We start from the raw sequence: 18576 nt of genomic DNA on the forward strand, positions 1-18576 counted from the left end.
TTGCTCACGACCACTGCCATCAGCTTAGGAGCCTATTAGGCAAGGTTCGTTCCTAATGCACCCGGAAGTACTCGGACATCAGGCGACCGACCCAGTCTGGCTGCTTGACGTCGTCCGGAAGGAACTCCGCCATCACCGGCTTCAGGTCGATGACGGGCGTGCCGGCGACGGCGTCGAGGCCGACGACCGTCAGTTCGCGACCGCTGACGGACTCGATCGCGCACATCGTGACTCCGATGCGGTTCGGCCGGCGCGGGCCGCGGCCGGCGAACACGCCGACCGGTGGGAGATCGGCGCGGCCGCGATTCGGCTTGGGCTCGCGGAAATCGTCGTGAGCCGGGAACTGGTCGAAGACGAAGAGGACCTCGACATGGGAGAAGTCTTCCAGGCCCTGGAGACTGGCGTCGCCGAAGCGCTCGTCGACGACGATCGTGCTGCGTACGCCGCCCCAGTCGTCCGACTGCTGCACATCGGTCCGCTCGTTCCGGACGGTGCCGATCGGGGTGATCTCAAAGCTGAGCATGGTTTCTTCCACTTCTTCCGTAGTCATCCGAGGAACAGGAGCACACTGATCAGCAGCATCACCGCGGCGGTCGCCGCGTGGACGCCGTAGGCGATCGCCTTGGGTCCGTTGCTACGCAACACGATCAGTGCGTCGGCGACGGGCATTACGGTGGCCACCAGCATCAGCCAGCCGAGCAAGAGCGGGGTCGCACCCACGAGTGCAACCAGGATCATGAGGCCTGCGCCGATGTCACGCCCGGCCTTGACGCGGAGCCAGGAGCGGAAGGCCGGGTCGTCGGTCGGCGTGCCGGGGATGCCGAAGCCGGCTGCCGCTCGGGGCGCGCGTAAGCCGTTCAGCCCGATGAAGATGATGCCCATCCCGATCAGGCCCGTGAGGATGTTGGCGATGTTGATGAGCATGACTTCCCCCAGCGACGATGAATCTAGCAACGCTAGAACTTGTAGCCACGTTAGGCTAACAACGAAAACTTGTCTAGCGTTGCTAGAATCCGGTCATGTCCGCCGTCAGCGAGCGCCGCGAGCGTGAACGCGCCCAGCGTCACCAGATGATCATCACGGCCGCCCGTGAACTTGCGGAGGCCGAAGGCTGGGAGGCGGTGACGACTCGGCGCCTGGCCGACCGGGTCGAGTACAGCCAGCCCGTGCTGTACAGCCATTTCAACGGCAAGGACGCCATCGTGAGCGCCGTTGCGCTGGAGGGATTCGCCGAACTCGCCGACCACCTACGTCGTGCACGAGAGGCGGCCGATGATCTAGGGCAGGCCCTGCGGGCGGTCTGCGGCGCGTACCTGGATTTCGCTAGCGAGCGCCCTGCGCTCTACCAGGCCATGTTCGTCCTGCCCACCGAGCTGCGGTTTGCCAGCGACGAGACGCCGGCTCCGATGCGAGCTTGCTTCGAGGAGTTCGTCAGCTGCTTCCGGCCGGAGAACAAGCGGCGTGGATTGTTCGCCGAGGTTTTCTGGAGCGCCCTGCACGGCATCACCGTCCTGTCGGAAAGCGGCCGCATTCCCGCCGCATACCAGGACGAACGCGTGGACTTCCTCGTCAGCCAGTTCGCAGACGCTCGGTAGGTAGTCGGTCGAGCCGAGTCAGGCCGTGATGCGAGTGTCCGTGGCCACCCAGGTGAGTTCCCAGCTCGCGCCGCTGTCGGCGGAGTAGGACTGCTCGAAGCGCGCGGTGTCGTCGCTGAGCTTCAGGATGACGAAGCGGACGAGAATGGTCCGCCCGCGCAGGGTGTCGATGCCGAAGAACTCGCCTCGATCATCGGTGAACTCGCCGTAGGTCGGCGAGGTGAGCAGACCGTCGCCCATGTTGGCGAAATTCAGGCTCCACTGCTGCGCCTCGGGGTTGTAGAGCCGTAGCGAGACGCCCTGAATCCGGCCCGCCGCACCCGAGACGTCGAGCTCGACGAGATTGGAGGCGCCCTCGCAGAACGAGTGGACGACTGACGTTCCGTCGAACTCGATCCACGTGGCGTCCGGCGTGAACGCGCCCCGCAGCACCTTGACATGGGTGGCCCAAGTGCCGATCTCCCAGTCGAAATCCTTGCTTCCGTCGCGACTCATCGTCTACACCCATCAACATCGATCTCAGTAGGCCTACGCGGTCACCCTAGCGGACCGGACCGTTATTGGTGGACCTGCGCGGGCGTCGGGCGCCACTCTCGCCGGAGCAGCCCGTAGATCCAGGAGTCCGACACGTCGCCGTTCACGATGCAGTCCTCCCGCAGCGTCCCCTCGCGTACGAACCCGAGTTTCTCCAGCACCCGGGCCGATCCGAGGTTGCGGGTATCGGCCTCGGCCTGGACGCGGTTCAGGTCCAGGGTGTCGAACGCCCACCGCAGTAAGGCGTGGGCGGCTTCGGTCGCGTAGCCGTGGCCCCACGACGCCTCGGTGAAGCAGTAGCCCAGCGACGCGCTGCGGTACTCCGGATTCCATCTGGTCAGGCCGCACCAACCCAGGAACCTTCCGTCGGAGTCATGCTCGACGGCTAGCCGTGCTCCCGTGCCGTCCTCCGCCATCTGCCGGCACGCCGCGATGAACCGCCCAGCGCGCTCCGGCTCGCTCCACGGAGGCGAATCCCAGTAACGCAGCACGAAAGCGTTGCTGTGCATGGCGTACAGGTCGTCCGCGTCGGTGTCCTCGAAGGGACGAAGCTTCAGACGCGCGGTACGCAGAGTGGGAGCGGGCAGCGACATGTTTCCTCCGGTGCTCAGTGGCCGATCAACCACACATCCCGCGTCGCCCGTACGCAACGGGTTTTCCCGTGAAGAGCGCTAGGGCCGGTCTTCATTCCGAAGACCGGCCCTAGTGTGTTCATCGATCAGTGGCTGTAGCCACGGGTGGCGATCCAGTGAGCGAGATCGCTCGTCTTGATCCAGTAGTGCGCGGCGTTGGGGTCGGCCGAGTCGGCGATCTCGGCCTGACGGCCGTCGTCGCGGTAGCCGTGGACTGCGATGTAGTGGCCGCCTTCGTAGCTGTGGCTCGCTCCGGCGGTGTCGGTGCCGGTGCCGGCCACGTTGGCGACTACGGCGCGGTTGTCGTCGATGGTGGCGACGATGTCCCGCTTGAGGGTGTCGATCTGCTTGGTGGTGACCGCGTGCGTGGGGATCTCGGTCGTGCGGTACTTGTTGGTACCGGTCACCTTGTTCAGGGCTGCGGTGATTTCGTTGGCGCTGTTGGTGCCGGCTTCGGTGGTGCCCATCTTCTTCGCGAGGCTGGCCATGGTGACGTTGTGACCAGTTGCGCTCAGCGCGTTACGGGTGGCAGCGGGACCGCACCAGTAGTAATTGGGCTGAGCCTGGTACTTGATCCGAAGTTCCTTGCTGGTACTGCGGTGCTTGCTGGAGGTTACGGTGCTCTTACTCTTCGTGGCCGTCGGCTTGGTGGCCGTCGACTTCGCGGCCGGCTTGTCGGCCGACTTGACGGCGAGGGCGACCGCTGCGGCGGGGGTGGTGTTCTGCGCGGTCGCGGCGGTCGTGGGACCGGCGGCCAGCGCGAGGGTTCCGGCGCTGACGGCGGCAAGCAGGCCGTAGGTCATCACGCGCCGGGGGTTCGACAGGTGGGCACGGACGAGGTTGGCTGCCTTGGCACGGATGGTGGTCACGGCTTTGACGTCGTTGTCGTGTCGCATGACGACAACAGTAGGGAGCGATTCGGCCGTGCCAAGCAGGAAATATAGTCATGCATCGCTGTGACGTGGATCGGTTCCGGAATCCATGGGTCGCATAGGTGCGGGTGGCCGAGTACGCCGCAGACCTCGTGAACCTCTCGATCGCCGATAAGCCGCCAAAACGCCGCAAACGATCCGAACATTCGGGACGAAAAGGGGTATACAACATATCCATGATCATCACGGTTTGGCGGCTGTTCCCGGGGTGACCTGGGTAACATCCACCATGGACCGACGAGGGGCCGTTGAGCCGGCGATGAGGTTGCCTCACTGACCGTAGTTTGGTGCGTACTGAGCGTCGATTCCGTGGCCGCACAAGGAATCCGGACCGTTGACATTGGAATGACATTCTCGCTACGCAGAGTGACTCATCCGCCACGCTAAGACACAGGTGTGGCCGTGTCGATCCGGGCCGGCCCGTTCGACATCGACCCTGGGCGTGGTCGGCGGGTTGTCCAGCGAAGAAATCGCCAAGAAGACGATCGCGGCTGCCAAGGTTCCCTTCGAGCTGCCGCCCGCCGACGAGCGCCGGGAACGGCTCAGTGGCGTACTCAATGTCCTATATGTGATCTTCACCGAGGGGTCGACCCGCAACGTCGGGTAACCGCCTGGTCCGCCCCGAAGTCGCGTATGAGTCGATCCGAATGGCCCGCGCGCTGGCCGCCTTGCAGCCCGACGAGCCCGAGGCCCACGGCCTGGTCGCGCTGTTCGGACTCACGGCCGCGCGGTTCGCGGCCCGGACGGCCGACGACGGTTCGCCGATCCTCTTGGCGGATCAGTCTCCGCGATCGCCGCCACGCACGCCTCGGCGCGCTCGGTGGAGGCGACCGACTGGGACCGGACTCGGGCCCCGGCCCAGCTCTGTCCATCGTGGACGAGCTAGTCGCTTCGGATCGGCTCCGCGGTTCCCATTCACTTCCAACGGTACGCGGAGAGCTGCTGGCGAGGCGGCCGAGCTGGGCTGATTCAGGACGTCGCCGAGGCGACTTCCACCTTGTCGGTGGCGGATCCGTCGGCGATCCCCTCGCGCGCCAGGAAACGTTCGGCCATGCGTACCGACGGGTGGAAGCCCGCCACAGCCAGCAGCGAGATGCCCGCGATCACGAGCCAACCGGCACTGGGCAGGAAGGCGGGATGCCAGGACATCGCCAGGAACGTGTACAGCGCCGGGGCCCAGCGACCACCCAGCGTGCCGAAGATCTCGGAGACTCCGCCGTATTCGCCGCGCCGATCGGGGTCCATGAGCTTGGCTTGAAAAGCCCAGTTGGCTCCCGAGAAGTACAACTCCGCGCCCGTCACCGTGACGTGCCCCAGCCAGACCAGGAAGATCGTCAGCAGGCCGGCGGTGTTGTGCGTGGCCATGGTGATCAGACAGGAGGCGACGAAGAACGCCCCGGCGATACGCACCGAGCGCAGCGCGTCCGAGGTCGTCCTGACCCCCCGGGACGTGTACGCGGGCAGGAAGATGCACAGCACCGTGTTGGTGCCGAACAACCAGGCGAGCAGCCAGTGCGGCGCGTCCGTCGCCTGCACCAGCCAGAGCGGGATCACGACGTTCAGCAGGACCTGATTCGTCCACATGGTGCCGCTGAAGAAGCTGCTCAGCATCCAGCCGATGTTGCGCAGCGGCCCCCGGCCCGCCCGCTTGACGCCGGCGGCCTTCCGCTCGGCCGCCGACCGGGCGATGTCGTGCGGCGCTCGCGGCAGACGTGCGATGAACACGGCGTTCAGCAGCCCGATGGCCAGCGTGAACAGCGGCATGAAGCGGATCAACGTCAAGTTGTCGATGGCCAGCGCGACCCCGCCGATGATCGCGCCGAGCGTGAACCCGACGTTGAGCGCCGAATACATGTACGCCTGAGTGGCCACCCGCTCCTCTTCGGGCATCACGTCGAGGATGTACGCGTTCCGCCCGGCTCCGGCGGCGTTCTCGATGATCTCGAACAGCACCACCATCGCGAGGTAGCCGGCGAAGCTGGAGATGAACGGCCAAGCGCCGAACAGCATCGCGGCCAGGAGAGCGCCGACGGCCCACATCCGCTTCGGCCCGATCCGGTCGGTGAGCTTGCCGGCGGGGTACGCCAGCAGGAACGACACGACACCGGCGGCAGTGAGACCGAGACCGACCTGTGCCGCCTTCAGGCCGACCACCTGAGTGAAGAAGACCGCCGATCCGGTGAGGAAGGTGCCTTCGGCTGTCGCGAAAAGCAACGACTGCGTCGCCAGCCGCCGGGACAACGGCGTCGGGGGGATCAGCCTGCGGAGGGATGCGCGGAGGGGGGCCACGGGTCCATCTGACCAGGAATGGCCGCGGTCTTCATCCCATTATTCGCGCTGACGGGCGAACGCCGGCTTCGGGGATTTACGTCGGACCGCCGACGTAGGGTGGGAATCGTGCTCACCTTGATGGCGGTTCACGCCCATCCCGACGACGAAGCAAGCTCCACCGGCGGCGTACTCGCCCGCTATGCCGCGGAAGGCGTCCGCACGGTGGTCGTCACCTGCACCGACGGCAGGTGCGGCGACGGACCCGGCGGAGTGAAACCCGGTGACCCGGGACATGACCCGGACGCGGTGGCCGCCGTCCGGCGGGCCGAACTCGACGCCGCGACGAAGGTGCTCGGCGTCGACCACGTGGAACTGCTCGGCTATCACGACTCGGGAATGATGGGCTGGGCGACCAACGAAGCGCCGGGCTCGTTCTGGACCACGCCGGTTGACGAAGCGGCGGCTCGCCTGGCCGAGCTGATCCGGCAATATGAGCCGGACGTCATCGTGACCTACGACGAGCAGGGCGGCTACGGCCACCCCGATCACATTCAGGCGCACCGGATCACCATGGCCGCGGTCGAGAAAGCGCCGGTCGCCAAGGTCTACTGGTCGGCGATGCCCCGATCCTGGATGGCCGGGTTCGAGGCGCGGATGAAGGAACTCGGCGTCGAGTGGGAAGAGCAGCCGACGCGCGAGGACGAGCCGGAGATCGACTGGTCCCAGATGGGCACTCCGGACGAGGAGATCACTTCGTGGGTCGACACCTCGGCCTACGGGGGACAGAAGTTCGACGCGCTCGCCGCGCACGGCAGCCAAGGTGACAGCGCGTTCTTCCTCCAGATGGGCAAGGAGAAGTTCACCGAACTGATGGGGACGGAAGCGTTCGTCCGCGTAGGCGACACGACCGGCGCGCCGACTCCGGAGGACGATTTGTTCGCCGGTCTCCGATGAGTTTCGAGGTCGCCTCCGGTCTTACCTGACAGATTCGGAAAAGCTGCGACGAAGGAGAACATCATGACCGCGACCTACACGTTCGACGTCTTTTCCAGCCTCGACGGCTACGGCACCGTCAGCGGCGGCGATTGGGGCGGCTATTGGGGTAAGCAGGGCCCGGAGCTGCTCGAACATCGCCTCGGTCTGTACACCGACGAGCAGCGCATGGTCTTCGGCGCCAACACCTACCGCGCCTTCGTGCAACTGCTGGCGGCCAGCACCGAGGAGTCCGACGTACGCGACCCGTGGGTGACGCGGATGGTCGGGTTGCCCGCGACGATCGTGTCCACCACGCTGGACGACGCGAAGGATTGGCCGGACGCGACGGTCGTCAGCGGAGACGCGGTGGACGTCGTCGCCCGGCTCAAGAAGGAATCCGACGTGCCGTTGCGGTCGCACGGCAGCCTGGCGATGAATCGAGCGTTGATGGCGGCCGGCCTGGTCGACCGGGTCCAAGTGACGATCTTCCCGGTGATCACCGGTCAGACCGGAGCCGACCCGATCTTCCGCGGCGCGGCCGACTTCGACCTGGAGCTGATCGAAAGCCGGACGCTGGACCGCAACATCCAGGAGCTCGTCTACCGTCCCAGCCTGCACGGCTGAGCTCGCCGTCGCGAGGACGGCGATGCCGGGGGCTCACCGCGTATCGCCGTCACCGTGGAGGACACCGCGTGCGGCCCGGTCGGCGAGCTTCGCGACATTGCGCGCGGCGACGTCTTCCAGCCGGATGTCGAGCCGGGTGCACAGCTCGGACAAGTACCAGAGGACGTCACCGAGTTCCATGGTCAGAGCTTCCCGGTCGGAATCGGTGAGGATTCCCTGCCGGTCCCGGAAGATCTTCTTGACCTTCCCGGCGACTTCGCCGGCCTCGTTGACCAGGCCCAGAGTGGGATAGACGATCGGATGGTCGGTCGTTATCACGGCACCGGTACGCGCGGCTGCTTCTTGGTAGGCGCTGAAGTCGAATGCGGCTGTCACGATCTTCAGTCTGATCCATGGGCCGTCAGGGTTTGCGACCGGACCAGATACCCGTCACCCGGCGCAGGATTCGGTCGTCGTCCGGAAGCTCCAGCACGCGCTGGTGGAACTCGCGGCGGTATGCGTCGGGCAGATCCTCGATGAACGCGCGGTATCCGTGAGTCATGGCCCACCGCCAAAGGGTTTCGTTGTCGGGGAACTCGATCGCGACGGACGCGTACTCCCCGCGGAGGTCGACGAAGCCCGCCTCTTCCAGCAGGTCGGCGGCGTCGACCGGGTTGCCGATGCTGCCGCCCGGCGGGAGATGAACGGTGTACTCCGCGAACAGGCCGTCGAGGCGGCTGCCCAACGTCGGACCCGCGGGTTGTTCCGGACGAGGCGAGGTGCTCGGACGGTCGCTGCCGCCGGTGAACCCGAATCGGCCGCCCGGAGCGAGAACCCGGTACGCCTCGGCCACTCCAGCCGCGGGTTCGTCCAGTAGATGAATGACGAAGGCGGACGCGACGAAGTCGAAGCTGCCGGACGGAAACTCCAGGGCCTGCGCGTTCATCACCGAGACCGCGGCCTCCGGATAGGCCTTGGCCAGCCGGTCGCACATCGCGGGCGACGCGTCGATCGACGTGACCGAGCAACCCCGGGCCAAGGCCGGTCCGGTGAGCGCGCCGCGTCCCGCGCCCAGGTCGAGGAACCGGCAGCCCGCGGGCGGGTCCAGCGTCGCGACGATCTCCGCCCCGAATTCGGCGAAGAACGGAACGACTTCGTCATAGTCGGGCGCGAGCCGATCGAACAGCTTCCACGTGGCCACATTCACGAGGCAGATGGTGATCGCGTATGCACCGATGCGGCAAGCCGATTTCCGTACAGCAGAAAGCGCTCCCGGGTCCGTGGTGGACCCGGGAGCTCCTGCCGATCATGTCGGTCACGCGCGCTTCGTGAAGGTCGACCGCGCCCACAGGTAGCCGATGAGGGCGATGACGACGCACCAGGCCAGGGCCGGGATGACATCGCCGGTGGCCGGAGTGCCGTTGATGAGACCGCGCAGAGTCTCGATGATCGGGGTGAAGGGCTGGTACTCCGCGAACTGCCGGAGGCCGGGGCCCATCTTCTCGGCCGGGACGATCGCGCTGCTGAAGAACGGCAGCATGACCAGCGGCACGGCGGCCAGCCCGGCGGTTTCAGGGGACTTCGCCGACAGGCCCAGTGCGACGGTGAACCAGCCCGCCGCGAACGCCAGCAGGACGACGACGCCGACCACGCCGAACCACTGAGCAGCGCTCGCGTGAGGATCGAAGCCCAGCAGGAAGGCCACCCCGACCAGGGCCGCGATGGCGACCAGGTTGGTCAGTACGCTCGCCACGACGTGTCCGGTGAGCACGGCTCCCCGGGAGACGTCCATGACCTTGAACCGGTTGATGATGCCCTTGGTCATGTCGGCGTTCACCGCGGTGGCGGTGGAGCCGAGTCCATAGCAGATGGCCAGCAGCATCAGGCCGGGCGTCGCGTAATCGATGTAGTCGACGCCGACGTCGAACGCGTCACCGAACATGTAGACGAACATCAACATGATCACGATCGGCATGAGGACGGCGTTGAAGACGGACGTCGGATTGCGGGTGATGTGCTTGGTGTTGCGTCGCAGCATGACCAGCGAGTGGGACTTGGCGCTCATTTGGCGGCCTCCGTAGTGTGGCCCGTCAGGGCGAGGAAAACGTCGTCGAGGTCGGGGGTGTGCACCGAGCACTCCTCGGCGCTGAGGGAGTACTCGTCGAGCCGGTCGAGCAGCGCGCGCAGGGACTTCGTACCGCCGTCGCTGGGCACCCGCAGGGCCAGTGCCTCCGGCTCCCGGGTGGCGTCGGGGAGAACCCGGGCGGCTGCGTCCAGCTCGGCGGCGGAGGTGAACCGCAGGCGGATGTGCGTACCGGGGATCTGGCGCTTGAGGTCGTCGGGGGTTCCGTTGGCCACCAGACGGCCGCCGTCGAGCACCGCCACCTGATCGGCGAGCTGATCGGCTTCTTCGAGGTATTGAGTGGTGAGGAAGATGGTGACGCCGTCGGCGACCAGGTCACGGATGATCGCCCACATCGTGTGCCGGCTACGGGGGTCCAGCCCGGTCGTCGGCTCGTCCAGGAAGATGATCTTCGGGTTGCCCACGAGGGTCATCGCCAGGTCGAGCTTGCGGCGCATGCCGCCGGAGTAGGTGGACGCCGGCTTCTGTGCGGCCTCGGTCAGCTCGAACCGCTCCAGCAGCCCGCCGACGATCTGCTTACCGTCCTTGGCGCGTACGCGGCTGAGATCCACCATCAGCTGGAGGTTCTCCTGCCCGGTCAGCAGCTCGTCCACCGCCGCGAACTGCCCGGTCACGCCGATCGCCGCGCGTACCGCCTTGGCCTCGGTGGCGAGGTCGTGCCCGGCGACCCGGACCGTCCCGCCGTCGGCCTTCATGAGGGTGGTCAGCACGTTCACCGTCGTCGTCTTGCCGGCACCGTTCGGGCCGAGCATCGAGAACACCGATCCCGCACGGACCTCGAAGTCGATGCCGTCGAGCACGACCTTGTCCTTGTACGCCTTTCGCAGTCCCGAGACCACGATCGCTGAATTCGTCATGCGGCAACTATCGGGAGCCGCCCTGTCACCGCACTGACACGCCTCTGTCACGGCGGCTGACACGCGCGCCAGGGGCCACCGCGACGCGGTGACCCCTGGTCAGGACGTTCGATTCGGTTAGAATTCGGTTCGGCAGTTCCATCGTGCTCTGCTAGTGCGGGCGCGAACCTCGGGAAGGTGTTCGAGCACCTTCTCGGGGGCCCGTCCGATCATCGGGACGGCTACCGCTCGCCGGCTACTCGCAGAAGATGCGGACCTTGGCGTCCGGCTGGTCGACGTCCACGGTCAGCTCGTCGAGATGCTCGATGAGCGTTTCGAGCTGGTCGGGCTTGAGCTGGGTCAGGTCGAACGGGACACCCGACTTCGAGAGCTCCCGGTTCGCCTCGCCGAGCGCCTGCGGGGGGATCAGCGCCGCGAGGCGTACGCCCGCCCGCAGCAGTTGCAGCGGAACCCGGATGTTGACGCGGCTGGGTGTGCCGTCGTCGGTCCCGTCCACGACCACCCGCAGATACTTCGGCTTGGCCTTCGGCCGCCCGTCTGAGCTGGGGGCCGCCGCGGCCGGCTCGTCGCGGTCGAGGGCGGCCAGGAGCTGGTCGGCCTCCTCCGCCGTGAGCTTGCCCTCGGCGAGCATCTGCAGGATGTCCCTGCGCTGTTCGTTCACTGTGCTTCTCCTTTCACTTTCAACCGATGGCCGTCAGGTGACGACCACGAGGACTGCGGTACGCCCGTGCTCCACGTCGACCCGGGTGCCGGGCAGAGCGGACATGATCCGCCAGCCGGTGCCGAACGCCCGCAGCAGACTGACGCGGTACACCACGCAGGCGACCGCCGCGATGCCGGCCGCCAGAATCAGCAACGGCGACAGGACGAGCAGGACGGGGAGCACCGGAATCCAGATCCGGATGGGGCGGCCGTTCGGGCGCGTGGCTCGAACGGTCAGGGACTGCGGCATCATGAGCGACCCTCCAACTCGCGTAATGCCTGCTGGGCATCGATCTCGCCGCGGCGCAGCCGGTCGATGACGTCCGCCCGGGACGGCGCCGGATCGGTCTCGACGAAGGCGAGCGTCTCGGTGATCCGGTTGAGCCGGGATTTGATCGTCGGGTAGCTCACCCCGAAGATCCGCTCCATCTCCTTGATGGAACCGTGGCACCGGACGAACGCGGTGACGAACACCTGATCTTCCAGGCTGAGCTGGCCCAGTTGCGGTGGCTCGAACTCCCCTTCGATCGCCACGCCGTTGCCGAGGCGTACCCGCTCGACGACGAAGGAGTGACCCCGGGTGAGGTTGGTGAGCTCTTGCCAGTCCATCGGCCGCGCTGTCATAACTCAAGTTGTACCTTGATGATTTTGAACTATCAAGGCTGAGGCCTTAATTTTCTTAAACCTGACGTGCATCCGACGGCGCGGGCGCGCGGCCCGGCCTCCGGCGGACGCCGGCCGCATCGGTGCGCGAGTGTGTGGTAGCCATTGCGCATGGAGATCATCGAGGTACGCCCCGCCGCCCCGGCCGACCTCCCGGCGGCGGCTCGATTGCGCTGGCAGTGGTTGCTGGAGTACGACGAGACGCCGGAGGGCACCGAGGCCGAGTTCGTCGAGTACTTCACGACTTGGGCGCAGACCGCGACCCAGCACACCTGTCATGTCGCCGTACGCGGAGACACGATCGTCGGCATGGCCTGGCTCGCCGTGACCGACCGGGTTCCGTCCGCCCAGTCGTTCGTCCGGCGCTCCGGAGACCTGCAGAGCGTGTACGTCGTAGCCGCCGAACGGAACCGGGGCATCGCCGGGCGGCTGGTCGACGCCGTCCTCGATCAGGCCCGCAGCCTCGGATTACGCCACGTCACCGTGCACTCCAGCAGCAAGGCGATCTCGGTGTACGAGGGGCGGGGATTCGAGATGGTACGCAAGCTGATGCTCCACGAGGGCGTACGGTCCTAGAACTTCACGACCGCAGTGACAGCGGACAGCGGAATCGTCGCGAGCTCGATGTCGCGCGTGATGGCGTACATCGATCGCGAGTCGTTGGACGCGCCGCGGTTGTCGCCCATGACCCAGAGGCGACCGGCGGGAACGACGATCACATCGGTCGGCGTATGCCCGCCGGGCTTCTGCACGTAGGGCTCGGCCAGCGGCTTGTCGTCGATGAGCCACTGTCCCTTGGCATCGCAGCAGGACACTCGCTCGCCGGGCAATCCGATCACCCGTTTCACCAGGGACCGGTCGCCGCCTGCGGCCACCCAGGCCTTCGGCGTCGAGAAGACCACCACGTCGCTGCGATTCGGCTGGTAATCGCCGGCGTCGACCTTCGTGGCCGAGAACGTCTGCCCCGCCCGGATCGTGGGCTCCATGCCGGCGCCGGTCGCCTTGAGCCGGACCGTGTCGGTGTCGAGCACGGTGACCGCGACCAGGATTCCCGCCGCCAGCAGGAAAAGCGTGACGGCACCGGCGACGATCCCGACGATCGCACCGGTCGACAGGCCGCGCTTGGGCGGACGTGGAGTCGCAGTCGTCGGAGTGTAGGTCACGGCCATCTCCCGTCCCACGGGTCGATATCCGGGGCACCGTACCGCAGGTGGCCGCGAGGCCGCAGACCGCCATTGACAGCGAACTCACCACCGGCATCGCGACTTGCGGCGATCATGCCGGCTGTCTGTCGTTCACCGACCAGTTCTGCACGGACCACCAGTCCGTCTACTTCGGACTGCTGCTCGTCGGGGCGAGTTTCCAAGGGGTACGCCGTCTCGCCTGACGGCACTCCCCGCCACGCTGGGAAATCGGACCGCGGTGGCGGGACTTCGCCGGTAGGGTGCCGCAGATGCGGATGCCAACCTTGCCGAAGTCGTCGCCCGGGTTCACCGAGGAGTGGCTGCGTGAACGCAATGTAGGCGCCCTCGGCCGATCCGTGCTGACGATCGAGCAGGTCGTCTCGACGTCGAATCCGGCGTCGTGATCGACATCTTGCGGCGGGCCGGGCTCCGCCCAGCGAACGAGGGGAACGGTAAGTGACCAGCAGCGACCTGTGGGACCGGGAGACGGCGGAGCGCTACGAGGAGACCTCGGCCGAGATGTACGCCCCCGACGTTCTCGACCCAGCCGTGGAGTTCCTGGCGCGCCTCGCCGGATCGGGGCCGGCGCTGGAGTTCGCGATCGGCACCGGCCGCGTCGCTGTGCCGCTCGCTGCTCGCGGCGTACGCGTGGCGGGGATCGAGCTGTCCGAGCCGATGGTGGACCAACTCCGGCGTCAAGCGTCGGCCGAGGAGATCCCGGTGGTCGTCGGCGACATGGCGACTGCGACCGTCCCCGGTGAGTTCTCGCTGGTCTACATCGTGTGGAACAGCATCGGCAATCTGCGTACGCAGGACGAACAGGTCGACTGCTTCCGCAACGCGTCCCGGCATCTCGCCCCGGGCGGGCATTTCGTCATCGAGCTGTGGGTGCCGGGCATCCGCCGGTTCCCGCCGGGGCAGACGGCGGTGCCGTTCGACGTGTCGGACGAGCATGTCGGGTTCGACACCTACGACATGGTCACCCAACAGGGGACCTCGCACCACTTCCACCGGTATGCCGATGGCAGCGCCCGTTATGGGGCCAGCAACTTCCGCTACATCTGGCCGGCGGAGTGCGACCTCATGGCGCGGATCGCCGGCCTGGAACGAGTCCAGCGGGTGGCTGACTGGCACGGTGCGCCGTTCACCTCAGACAGCGAGAGTCACGTCTCCGTCTGGCGAAAGCCCTGATTGTCGGGGTGGGCGAGTACCGTCCCGGCATGGCCATCGCAAGTTACCCCAGCCTCGTGATCGACTGTCCGGACGCGGCCGCGCTCGCGGCGTTCTACGGGAAGATGCTCGACTGGAAGATCGAGTCTCGCGAGGACTGGTACGAGATCCGTGCCGATTACGGTCAATGCATCTGCTTCCAGCAGGTCGAGGACTATGTCGCGCCGACGTGGCCCACTCAGGGCGTGCCGCAGCAGATGCATCTCGACGTCGTGGTGGCGGACCTCGATGCGGCTGAGGCGGCGGTGATCGAGCTGGGCGCCACCAAGCCCGAGCACCAGCCGGGGACGACCTTCCGGGTGATGCTCGATCCGGCCGGGCACCCGTTCTGCCTCTGCCTCAGCTGATGCCGACGCTGATGCCGACGCGGGCGCCATGATCATGGTCATGTCCGGGCTGTGATAGCGACCCCGGAAATGACCATGATCATGGGAGCCGGACAAAACGCAAGCCCAAGCCCGGTCGTACTTTGGGCGGATACGCCACCCGCCTGCCGCTCGTAGCATCGAGCCGTGATCTGGCACGAGCCGAGGCCCGCCGACGTTCCACTGAGGAATCGGCGTGATTGGGTGCTCGTCGGCGTCATCGTGGTGCTGGCGATCGTCGAGTACGCCCTGCGCCCCGTGCTTCACGCGTACCCGTTGGCTTTGGCGGTGACGATCGGCCTGGCGCCGACGCTGCTGTGGCGGAGGCAGCGGCCGCTGGTCGCGCTGGCTGTCGCGTTCGTCGTGTCCGGCCTGGTGGCGGGCCTGGCCGCGGACGTGCCGGACACGTACGTGATGGTCTACGTGCTGATGTTGCCGTATGCCCTGTTTCGCTGGGGTTCCGGCCGGGAGATGGTCGCGGGCATCCTGCTGGTGGCCGCGAATCTGGCGGTCTCGGTCGCCGTCGACCGGCTGACTCTGACCGACGCGGTCGGCGGCGCTGCGATCTTGTGCGCGACGATCACGTTAGGCGCGGCGCAACGCTTCCGGATTCGTGCCCGTTCGCGGGAGTTTGAGCAGGTCAGGCTGATGGAACGGGAACGGCTCGCGCGCGATCTGCATGACACGGTCGCCCACCATTTCTCCGCGATCGCCGTGCGCGCGCAGGCTGGGATCGCCGTCGCGGAGGTGCGGCCGGACGCTCCGCTGGAAGCGTTGCGAATCATCGAAACCGAGGCGACTCGGGCATTGGCCGAGATGCGTACCATAGTGCGCGTGCTGCGCCGGGACGAAGCGGCGGAGTTATCGCCGAACCCTGGCATCGCGGACATTCCCGGGCTCGCGGATCATCCCGGGCCGCGGGTCGCGATCACAATGCGGGGTGATCTGCGCGAAGTGCCCACGCCCGTGGGCACGGCGCTCTATCGGCTGGCTCAGGAATCGGTGACCAACGCCCGCCGGCACGCGCGGCATGCCAGCCTCATCGAGGTCGAGGTCCACGCCGACGACCAGGCGGTACGCCTGAAGGTGCGAGACGACGGGGAGATAGCCGGCACGGTGTCACCGGGATTCGGCGTACTGGGCATGATCGAACGGGCCGAACTGCTGGGCGGCGAATGTCAGGCGGGACCGGACGAGCACCGGGGGTGGCTGGTGACGGCGGTTCTGCCGTGGCGGGCGCGATGAGCGTACGCGTCATCGTGGCCGACGATCAGGAGATCGTCCGCACCGGACTCGTGATGATCCTCAACGCGCAGCCCGATATCGAGGTCGTCGGTGAGGCGGCCGACGGCGTCTCCGCGGTACGCCTGGCCCGCCACTTGCGTCCGGACGTGTGCCTGTTCGACATCCGGATGCCGGAGCTGGACGGCATCTCCGCCACCCGGGCGCTGGCCGGTCCGGAGGTCGCCGATCCGCTCGCCGTCGTCGTGATCACGACGTTCGACCTGGACGAGTACGTCTACTCGGCGCTGCGCGCGGGAGCGAAGGGCTTCCTGCTCAAGGACGCCGGAGCGGTGCTGCTGGCGCAAGCCGTGCACGCGGCGGCCAACGGGGACGCGCTGATCGCTCCGGCCGTCACCGCACGGCTGTTGAAGGCGTTCGCTGACACCGGCCCCAACGGCCCGCCCGCTCAGCCGATCGATCCGCTGACCGACCGGGAGGAACAGGTGCTCGCTTCTGTCGCCAGTGGACGGACGAACGCCGAAATCGCCGCCGAGCTGCGGATCACCCTCAGCACGGTGAAGAGCCACATCGCGAGCCTGATGACCAAGCTCGGCGTACGCAATCGAGTGGAGATCGCGATGTGGGCGTATGAGACGAGACGAAACCGTCGTTCGCCGCGTTGATCATGAACCTAGGGTTCCGCTCTGGCGTTCCGCGCAACCCTAGGTTCATGATCAACGCGAGGCGGTAGCCGGAAGTACTACGCCCGACCCCTTCCCCGGTACGCCGATCCCGCGACCCGATTGCCGATGAGTCACCGGCACTCCCACCCGACCATCGATACGTGACTACATCGCGGAAACGTCAGTGGCCGGTGCCGGCCGGGTTGATCCTGCTCAGTCTCGTGCCCGTGATCGCCGCGTTCGTGCGGGGAGCCGAGTTGGCGTCCCGGCCGGACGTGACGCCGGACAACGCGCGGTTCGTGACCGCGCCGGTGCCGATCGTGCTGCACATCGTCGGCAGCGTTCTGTTCGCTCTCCTGGGGGCGCTGCAGTTCGTGCCGAGTCTGCGTCGCCGTCGTTGGCACCGGTACGCCGGCCGGCTCGTCCTGCCGAGCGGCATCGCGGTTGCCGGATCGGGACTGTGGATGACGCTCACGTACGCCCTGCCACCGATCGAGGACTCCGGCCTGAGTGTGATCCGAGTCTTCGTGTCCACCGGGATGCTGCTCTGCCTCGTGCTCGGCTTCGTAGCCGTCCGTCGGCGGCACTACGCGACCCATCGCGCCTGGATGATGCGCGCGTACGCGCTCGGCCTGGGTGCTGGAACGCAGGCGTTCACCTTCGCCTTCTGGACGGTGGCCGTCGGTGAGCCCGGAGTTCTCGCGTACGCCCTCCTGATGCTGGCCGCTTGGCTGATCAACCTCGGCGTGGCCGAATACTTCATCCGCCGGAACGACCGAAAGCCCCGCCCTGGGGCGGGGCTTTCCGAAGGCTCAGTGCCCCGCCCGAAGGCGGGGCTTTCCGAGTCGCGGGATTTCAGCGGCGACGCAGGTTCCGAGCCGCAATTGCCGAGATCCACAGCATGGACGGGATGACCCCGGCGGCCAGCGTCAGCGAACCGGCCTTGCCGCCGGTCATCGCCCAGAGGTTGCCGACGAGCGTGGCGGTTCCCGTGATCCGGGAGATGACCGCCAGGGTCCAGCGGCCGTCGCGGCTGAACTCCCGGCCGAGGACATAGCAGGCGGCGATCAACGCGGCGAACGCGATCGTGCCGGACAGGAAGTGCCCGTACGCGTGCCAGCTGAGCGCGGCGGGCGCGCCGGCCGGCGTACCGACCGGGAAGCCGTCGGCGGGGTCCATCACGAAGACGCCGGCGGCCATCATCCCGAGTCCGTTGATCCGCACCAGGCGGGGCGCCCATTTGCTCCGGACGACCCGGCCCAGCCCGGCCGCGCCGACGACGGTCAGCAGGCCCGCCACCAGGAAGTTGGTGATCTGCAGCCAGCCGAGCGAGCCGGTGCTCAGCTCGCTGAGCGGGTGGCGGGTCAGGTCGAAGCCCTCCCGGGTGGCGGCCTGGATCAGGCTCACCGCCGCCCACAGCGGTGCGCTGACAGCGGCACAGGTCAGCAGCGCCCGAGTGCTGATCGAAACGGTGGGCGAGACAGTGGCGGTCGCGGTGGTGGTCATGTCGGTTCTCCTAAGTTTGAGGACTTGTGTTCGCTGACGCGTCGAACCGAAGATGTGACAGGGAACGCGCTCGGGTTCCCTGTCACATACGCCGGTTCGACGTCTCGGCGAACACCCCCTTCACCTGGATGGAGACCACGTCATGCGGTTCCTGATGACGGCATTGGCCGACGACGCCAAGCCCGACGAGAAGCTGTTCACCGAGATGGCGAAGTTCATCGACGAGATGACGGCAGCCGGCATCCTGCTGGCGACCGGCGGACTCGAACCGGGCGGCGTACGGCTGACCTCGGCCGGCGACGAGATCACGGTCACCGACGGCCCGTTCGCCGAGGCGCGGGAGGCCGTGGCCGGCTTCGCCCTGATCGAAGTGCGGTCTAGGGAGGAGGCGATCGAGCTCGGTCGCCGGTTCCGGGCGATCGTCGGCGACGGGGTCAGCGTGATCCAGCAGGTCTACGGACCGCAGGGCTGATCGCC

29 protein-coding genes are annotated in these 18576 nt (G+C 67.1%); 14 read left to right on the plus strand and 15 right to left on the minus strand.

All coding sequences use genetic code 11. The annotated features are described in order from the left end of the window. Nucleotides 1-52 precede the first annotated feature (52 nt). Nucleotides 53-523, minus strand: a complete 471-nt coding sequence (locus tag HOV77_RS11525; protein WP_290861223.1) for an SAM-dependent methyltransferase — start codon at nt 521-523, stop codon at nt 53-55. A gap of 23 nt (nt 524-546) precedes the next feature. Further along, entirely contained in the window at nt 547-924 is a 378-nt protein-coding gene (locus HOV77_RS11530; RefSeq protein WP_290861225.1) for a DUF4267 domain-containing protein, read from the minus strand. 95 nt (nt 925-1019) lie between these two features. Between HOV77_RS11530 and HOV77_RS11535 the strand changes: the two genes are divergently transcribed. Then, nucleotides 1020-1595 carry a TetR/AcrR family transcriptional regulator gene (locus HOV77_RS11535; protein ID WP_290861227.1) on the plus strand — a complete coding sequence of 192 codons (576 nt, stop codon included), beginning with the start codon at nt 1020-1022 and terminating at the stop codon, nt 1593-1595. 18 nt (nt 1596-1613) lie between these two features. Here HOV77_RS11535 and HOV77_RS11540 read toward each other — a convergent pair whose 3' ends face one another. The 3 genes from HOV77_RS11540 to HOV77_RS11550 form a co-directional block, all read right to left on the minus strand. Beyond that, nucleotides 1614-2090, minus strand: a complete 477-nt coding sequence (locus HOV77_RS11540) for a hypothetical protein (RefSeq protein ID WP_290861229.1) — start codon at nt 2088-2090, stop codon at nt 1614-1616. 62 nt (nt 2091-2152) lie between these two features. Beyond that, nucleotides 2153-2722 carry a GNAT family N-acetyltransferase gene (locus HOV77_RS11545; RefSeq protein ID WP_290861231.1) on the minus strand — a complete coding sequence of 190 codons (570 nt, stop codon included), beginning with the start codon at nt 2720-2722 and terminating at the stop codon, nt 2153-2155. 125 nt (nt 2723-2847) lie between these two features. After that, nucleotides 2848-3657 carry a C39 family peptidase gene (locus tag HOV77_RS11550; protein WP_290861233.1) on the minus strand — a complete coding sequence of 270 codons (810 nt, stop codon included), beginning with the start codon at nt 3655-3657 and terminating at the stop codon, nt 2848-2850. Between the two features lie 490 nt (nt 3658-4147). On the opposite strand from HOV77_RS11550, the gene HOV77_RS11555 reads away from it, so the two are divergent. Continuing rightward, entirely contained in the window at nt 4148-4300 is a 153-nt protein-coding gene (locus tag HOV77_RS11555; protein ID WP_290861235.1) for a hypothetical protein, read from the plus strand. 40 nt (nt 4301-4340) lie between these two features. After that, nucleotides 4341-4661: a DUF6596 domain-containing protein gene (locus HOV77_RS34760; RefSeq protein WP_363260055.1), complete on the plus strand. Its 321-nt coding sequence runs from the start codon at nt 4341-4343 to the stop codon at nt 4659-4661. Between the two features lies 1 nt (nt 4662). Here the strand turns inward: HOV77_RS34760 and HOV77_RS11560 are convergent, their stop codons facing one another. Continuing rightward, the gene (locus HOV77_RS11560) at nt 4663-5982 is read right to left on the minus strand and encodes an MFS transporter (RefSeq protein WP_290861237.1); all 1320 of its coding nucleotides are present in this window, start codon (nt 5980-5982) and stop codon (nt 4663-4665) included. A 108-nt stretch (nt 5983-6090) separates the two neighbouring features. Between HOV77_RS11560 and HOV77_RS11565 the strand changes: the two genes are divergently transcribed. Both HOV77_RS11565 and HOV77_RS11570 read left to right on the plus strand, forming a co-directional pair. Next, nucleotides 6091-6918 carry a PIG-L family deacetylase gene (locus tag HOV77_RS11565; protein WP_290861239.1) on the plus strand — a complete coding sequence of 276 codons (828 nt, stop codon included), beginning with the start codon at nt 6091-6093 and terminating at the stop codon, nt 6916-6918. Between the two features lie 63 nt (nt 6919-6981). Next, nucleotides 6982-7563, plus strand: a complete 582-nt coding sequence (locus HOV77_RS11570) for a dihydrofolate reductase family protein (RefSeq protein ID WP_290861241.1) — start codon at nt 6982-6984, stop codon at nt 7561-7563. 33 nt (nt 7564-7596) lie between these two features. Here HOV77_RS11570 and HOV77_RS11575 read toward each other — a convergent pair whose 3' ends face one another. The 7 genes from HOV77_RS11575 to HOV77_RS11605 form a co-directional block, all read right to left on the minus strand. Next, on the minus strand, nt 7597-7938 hold the full coding sequence (locus HOV77_RS11575) for a nucleoside triphosphate pyrophosphohydrolase family protein (protein ID WP_290861243.1): 342 nt from the start codon (nt 7936-7938) through the stop codon (nt 7597-7599). Nucleotides 7939-7963: 25 nt separating this feature from the next. Continuing rightward, nucleotides 7964-8749: a class I SAM-dependent methyltransferase gene (locus HOV77_RS11580; RefSeq protein ID WP_290861245.1), complete on the minus strand. Its 786-nt coding sequence runs from the start codon at nt 8747-8749 to the stop codon at nt 7964-7966. A 108-nt stretch (nt 8750-8857) separates the two neighbouring features. Beyond that, nucleotides 8858-9607: an ABC transporter permease gene (locus HOV77_RS11585; protein ID WP_290861247.1), complete on the minus strand. Its 750-nt coding sequence runs from the start codon at nt 9605-9607 to the stop codon at nt 8858-8860. Continuing rightward, nucleotides 9604-10542 (minus strand): ATP-binding cassette domain-containing protein, encoded by a 939-nt coding sequence (locus HOV77_RS11590; protein ID WP_290861249.1) that lies wholly within the window; start codon nt 10540-10542, stop codon nt 9604-9606. Before HOV77_RS11590 ends, HOV77_RS11585 begins: the two co-directional genes overlap by 4 nt. A gap of 235 nt (nt 10543-10777) precedes the next feature. Then, on the minus strand, nt 10778-11203 hold the full coding sequence (locus tag HOV77_RS11595; RefSeq protein ID WP_290861251.1) for a hypothetical protein: 426 nt from the start codon (nt 11201-11203) through the stop codon (nt 10778-10780). Nucleotides 11204-11236: 33 nt separating this feature from the next. Further along, a complete protein-coding gene (locus tag HOV77_RS11600; RefSeq protein ID WP_290861253.1) occupies nt 11237-11497 on the minus strand; it encodes a hypothetical protein in 261 nt (86 codons plus the stop codon). Further along, a complete protein-coding gene (locus tag HOV77_RS11605) occupies nt 11494-11868 on the minus strand; it encodes a DUF2089 domain-containing protein (protein ID WP_290861255.1) in 375 nt (124 codons plus the stop codon). Before HOV77_RS11605 ends, HOV77_RS11600 begins: the two co-directional genes overlap by 4 nt. A gap of 150 nt (nt 11869-12018) precedes the next feature. Here HOV77_RS11605 and HOV77_RS11610 point away from each other — a divergent pair, with 150 nt between their 5' ends. Beyond that, on the plus strand, nt 12019-12483 hold the full coding sequence (locus HOV77_RS11610; RefSeq protein ID WP_290861257.1) for a GNAT family N-acetyltransferase: 465 nt from the start codon (nt 12019-12021) through the stop codon (nt 12481-12483). Here HOV77_RS11610 and lepB read toward each other — a convergent pair. After that, complete coding sequence (gene lepB / locus HOV77_RS11615) at nt 12480-13070, minus strand: signal peptidase I (RefSeq protein WP_290861259.1); 591 nt, start codon at nt 13068-13070, stop codon at nt 12480-12482. The genes HOV77_RS11610 and lepB overlap by 4 nt on opposite strands. Nucleotides 13071-13117: 47 nt before the next feature. Here lepB and HOV77_RS11620 point away from each other — a divergent pair, with 47 nt between their 5' ends. From HOV77_RS11620 to HOV77_RS11650, 7 genes are all read left to right on the plus strand, one after another. Next, complete coding sequence (locus HOV77_RS11620) at nt 13118-13294, plus strand: hypothetical protein (RefSeq protein ID WP_290861261.1); 177 nt, start codon at nt 13118-13120, stop codon at nt 13292-13294. A 66-nt stretch (nt 13295-13360) separates the two neighbouring features. Continuing rightward, nucleotides 13361-13495: a hypothetical protein gene (locus tag HOV77_RS11625; protein ID WP_290861262.1), complete on the plus strand. Its 135-nt coding sequence runs from the start codon at nt 13361-13363 to the stop codon at nt 13493-13495. Between the two features lie 52 nt (nt 13496-13547). After that, nucleotides 13548-14282 carry a class I SAM-dependent methyltransferase gene (locus HOV77_RS11630; RefSeq protein ID WP_290861264.1) on the plus strand — a complete coding sequence of 245 codons (735 nt, stop codon included), beginning with the start codon at nt 13548-13550 and terminating at the stop codon, nt 14280-14282. Between the two features lie 29 nt (nt 14283-14311). After that, nucleotides 14312-14668, plus strand: coding sequence for a VOC family protein (locus tag HOV77_RS11635; protein WP_290861266.1), 357 nt, complete (start codon nt 14312-14314; stop codon nt 14666-14668). 165 nt (nt 14669-14833) lie between these two features. Continuing rightward, entirely contained in the window at nt 14834-15931 is a 1098-nt protein-coding gene (locus tag HOV77_RS11640; protein WP_290861268.1) for a histidine kinase, read from the plus strand. Further along, nucleotides 15928-16593: a response regulator transcription factor gene (locus tag HOV77_RS11645; protein WP_290861270.1), complete on the plus strand. Its 666-nt coding sequence runs from the start codon at nt 15928-15930 to the stop codon at nt 16591-16593. The genes HOV77_RS11640 and HOV77_RS11645 overlap by 4 nt, the downstream gene beginning before the upstream one ends. A 161-nt stretch (nt 16594-16754) precedes the next feature. Continuing rightward, nucleotides 16755-17507 carry a DUF2306 domain-containing protein gene (locus HOV77_RS11650; RefSeq protein ID WP_290861272.1) on the plus strand — a complete coding sequence of 251 codons (753 nt, stop codon included), beginning with the start codon at nt 16755-16757 and terminating at the stop codon, nt 17505-17507. On the opposite strand, the gene HOV77_RS11655 is transcribed toward HOV77_RS11650, so the two are convergent. Beyond that, entirely contained in the window at nt 17449-18099 is a 651-nt protein-coding gene (locus HOV77_RS11655; protein WP_290861274.1) for a DUF998 domain-containing protein, read from the minus strand. The genes HOV77_RS11650 and HOV77_RS11655 overlap by 59 nt on opposite strands. A gap of 142 nt (nt 18100-18241) precedes the next feature. On the opposite strand from HOV77_RS11655, the gene HOV77_RS11660 reads away from it, so the two are divergent. After that, nucleotides 18242-18571: a YciI family protein gene (locus HOV77_RS11660; RefSeq protein ID WP_290861276.1), complete on the plus strand. Its 330-nt coding sequence runs from the start codon at nt 18242-18244 to the stop codon at nt 18569-18571. Nucleotides 18572-18576 lie beyond the last annotated feature (5 nt).

This window comes from Hamadaea sp. (genome assembly GCF_013362815.1).
GTDB lineage: Bacteria > Actinomycetota > Actinomycetes > Mycobacteriales > Micromonosporaceae > Hamadaea.

Excerpts from the sequence above, each read along its gene's own strand:
- HOV77_RS11610 (WP_290861257.1), top strand. The coding sequence starts at position 12,019 with ATGGAGATCATCGAGGTACGCCCCGCCGCCCCGGCCGACCTCCCGGCG.
- HOV77_RS11535 (WP_290861227.1), top strand. The coding sequence starts at position 1,020 with ATGTCCGCCGTCAGCGAGCGCCGCGAGCGTGAACGCGCCCAGCGTCAC.
- HOV77_RS11585 (WP_290861247.1), bottom strand. The coding sequence starts at position 9,607 with ATGAGCGCCAAGTCCCACTCGCTGGTCATGCTGCGACGCAACACCAAG.
- HOV77_RS11540 (WP_290861229.1), bottom strand. The coding sequence starts at position 2,090 with ATGAGTCGCGACGGAAGCAAGGATTTCGACTGGGAGATCGGCACTTGG.
- HOV77_RS11605 (WP_290861255.1), bottom strand. The coding sequence starts at position 11,868 with ATGACAGCGCGGCCGATGGACTGGCAAGAGCTCACCAACCTCACCCGG.
- HOV77_RS11525 (WP_290861223.1), bottom strand. The coding sequence starts at position 523 with ATGCTCAGCTTTGAGATCACCCCGATCGGCACCGTCCGGAACGAGCGG.
- HOV77_RS11570 (WP_290861241.1), top strand. The coding sequence starts at position 6,982 with ATGACCGCGACCTACACGTTCGACGTCTTTTCCAGCCTCGACGGCTAC.
- HOV77_RS11550 (WP_290861233.1), bottom strand. The coding sequence starts at position 3,657 with ATGCGACACGACAACGACGTCAAAGCCGTGACCACCATCCGTGCCAAG.
- HOV77_RS11530 (WP_290861225.1), bottom strand. The coding sequence starts at position 924 with ATGCTCATCAACATCGCCAACATCCTCACGGGCCTGATCGGGATGGGC.
- HOV77_RS11590 (WP_290861249.1), bottom strand. The coding sequence starts at position 10,542 with ATGACGAATTCAGCGATCGTGGTCTCGGGACTGCGAAAGGCGTACAAG.
- HOV77_RS11625 (WP_290861262.1), top strand. The coding sequence starts at position 13,361 with ATGCGGATGCCAACCTTGCCGAAGTCGTCGCCCGGGTTCACCGAGGAG.
- HOV77_RS11655 (WP_290861274.1), bottom strand. The coding sequence starts at position 18,099 with ATGACCACCACCGCGACCGCCACTGTCTCGCCCACCGTTTCGATCAGC.
- HOV77_RS11545 (WP_290861231.1), bottom strand. The coding sequence starts at position 2,722 with ATGTCGCTGCCCGCTCCCACTCTGCGTACCGCGCGTCTGAAGCTTCGT.
- HOV77_RS11600 (WP_290861253.1), bottom strand. The coding sequence starts at position 11,497 with ATGATGCCGCAGTCCCTGACCGTTCGAGCCACGCGCCCGAACGGCCGC.
- HOV77_RS11660 (WP_290861276.1), top strand. The coding sequence starts at position 18,242 with ATGCGGTTCCTGATGACGGCATTGGCCGACGACGCCAAGCCCGACGAG.
- HOV77_RS34760 (WP_363260055.1), top strand. The coding sequence starts at position 4,341 with ATGGCCCGCGCGCTGGCCGCCTTGCAGCCCGACGAGCCCGAGGCCCAC.
- HOV77_RS11635 (WP_290861266.1), top strand. The coding sequence starts at position 14,312 with ATGGCCATCGCAAGTTACCCCAGCCTCGTGATCGACTGTCCGGACGCG.
- HOV77_RS11645 (WP_290861270.1), top strand. The coding sequence starts at position 15,928 with ATGAGCGTACGCGTCATCGTGGCCGACGATCAGGAGATCGTCCGCACC.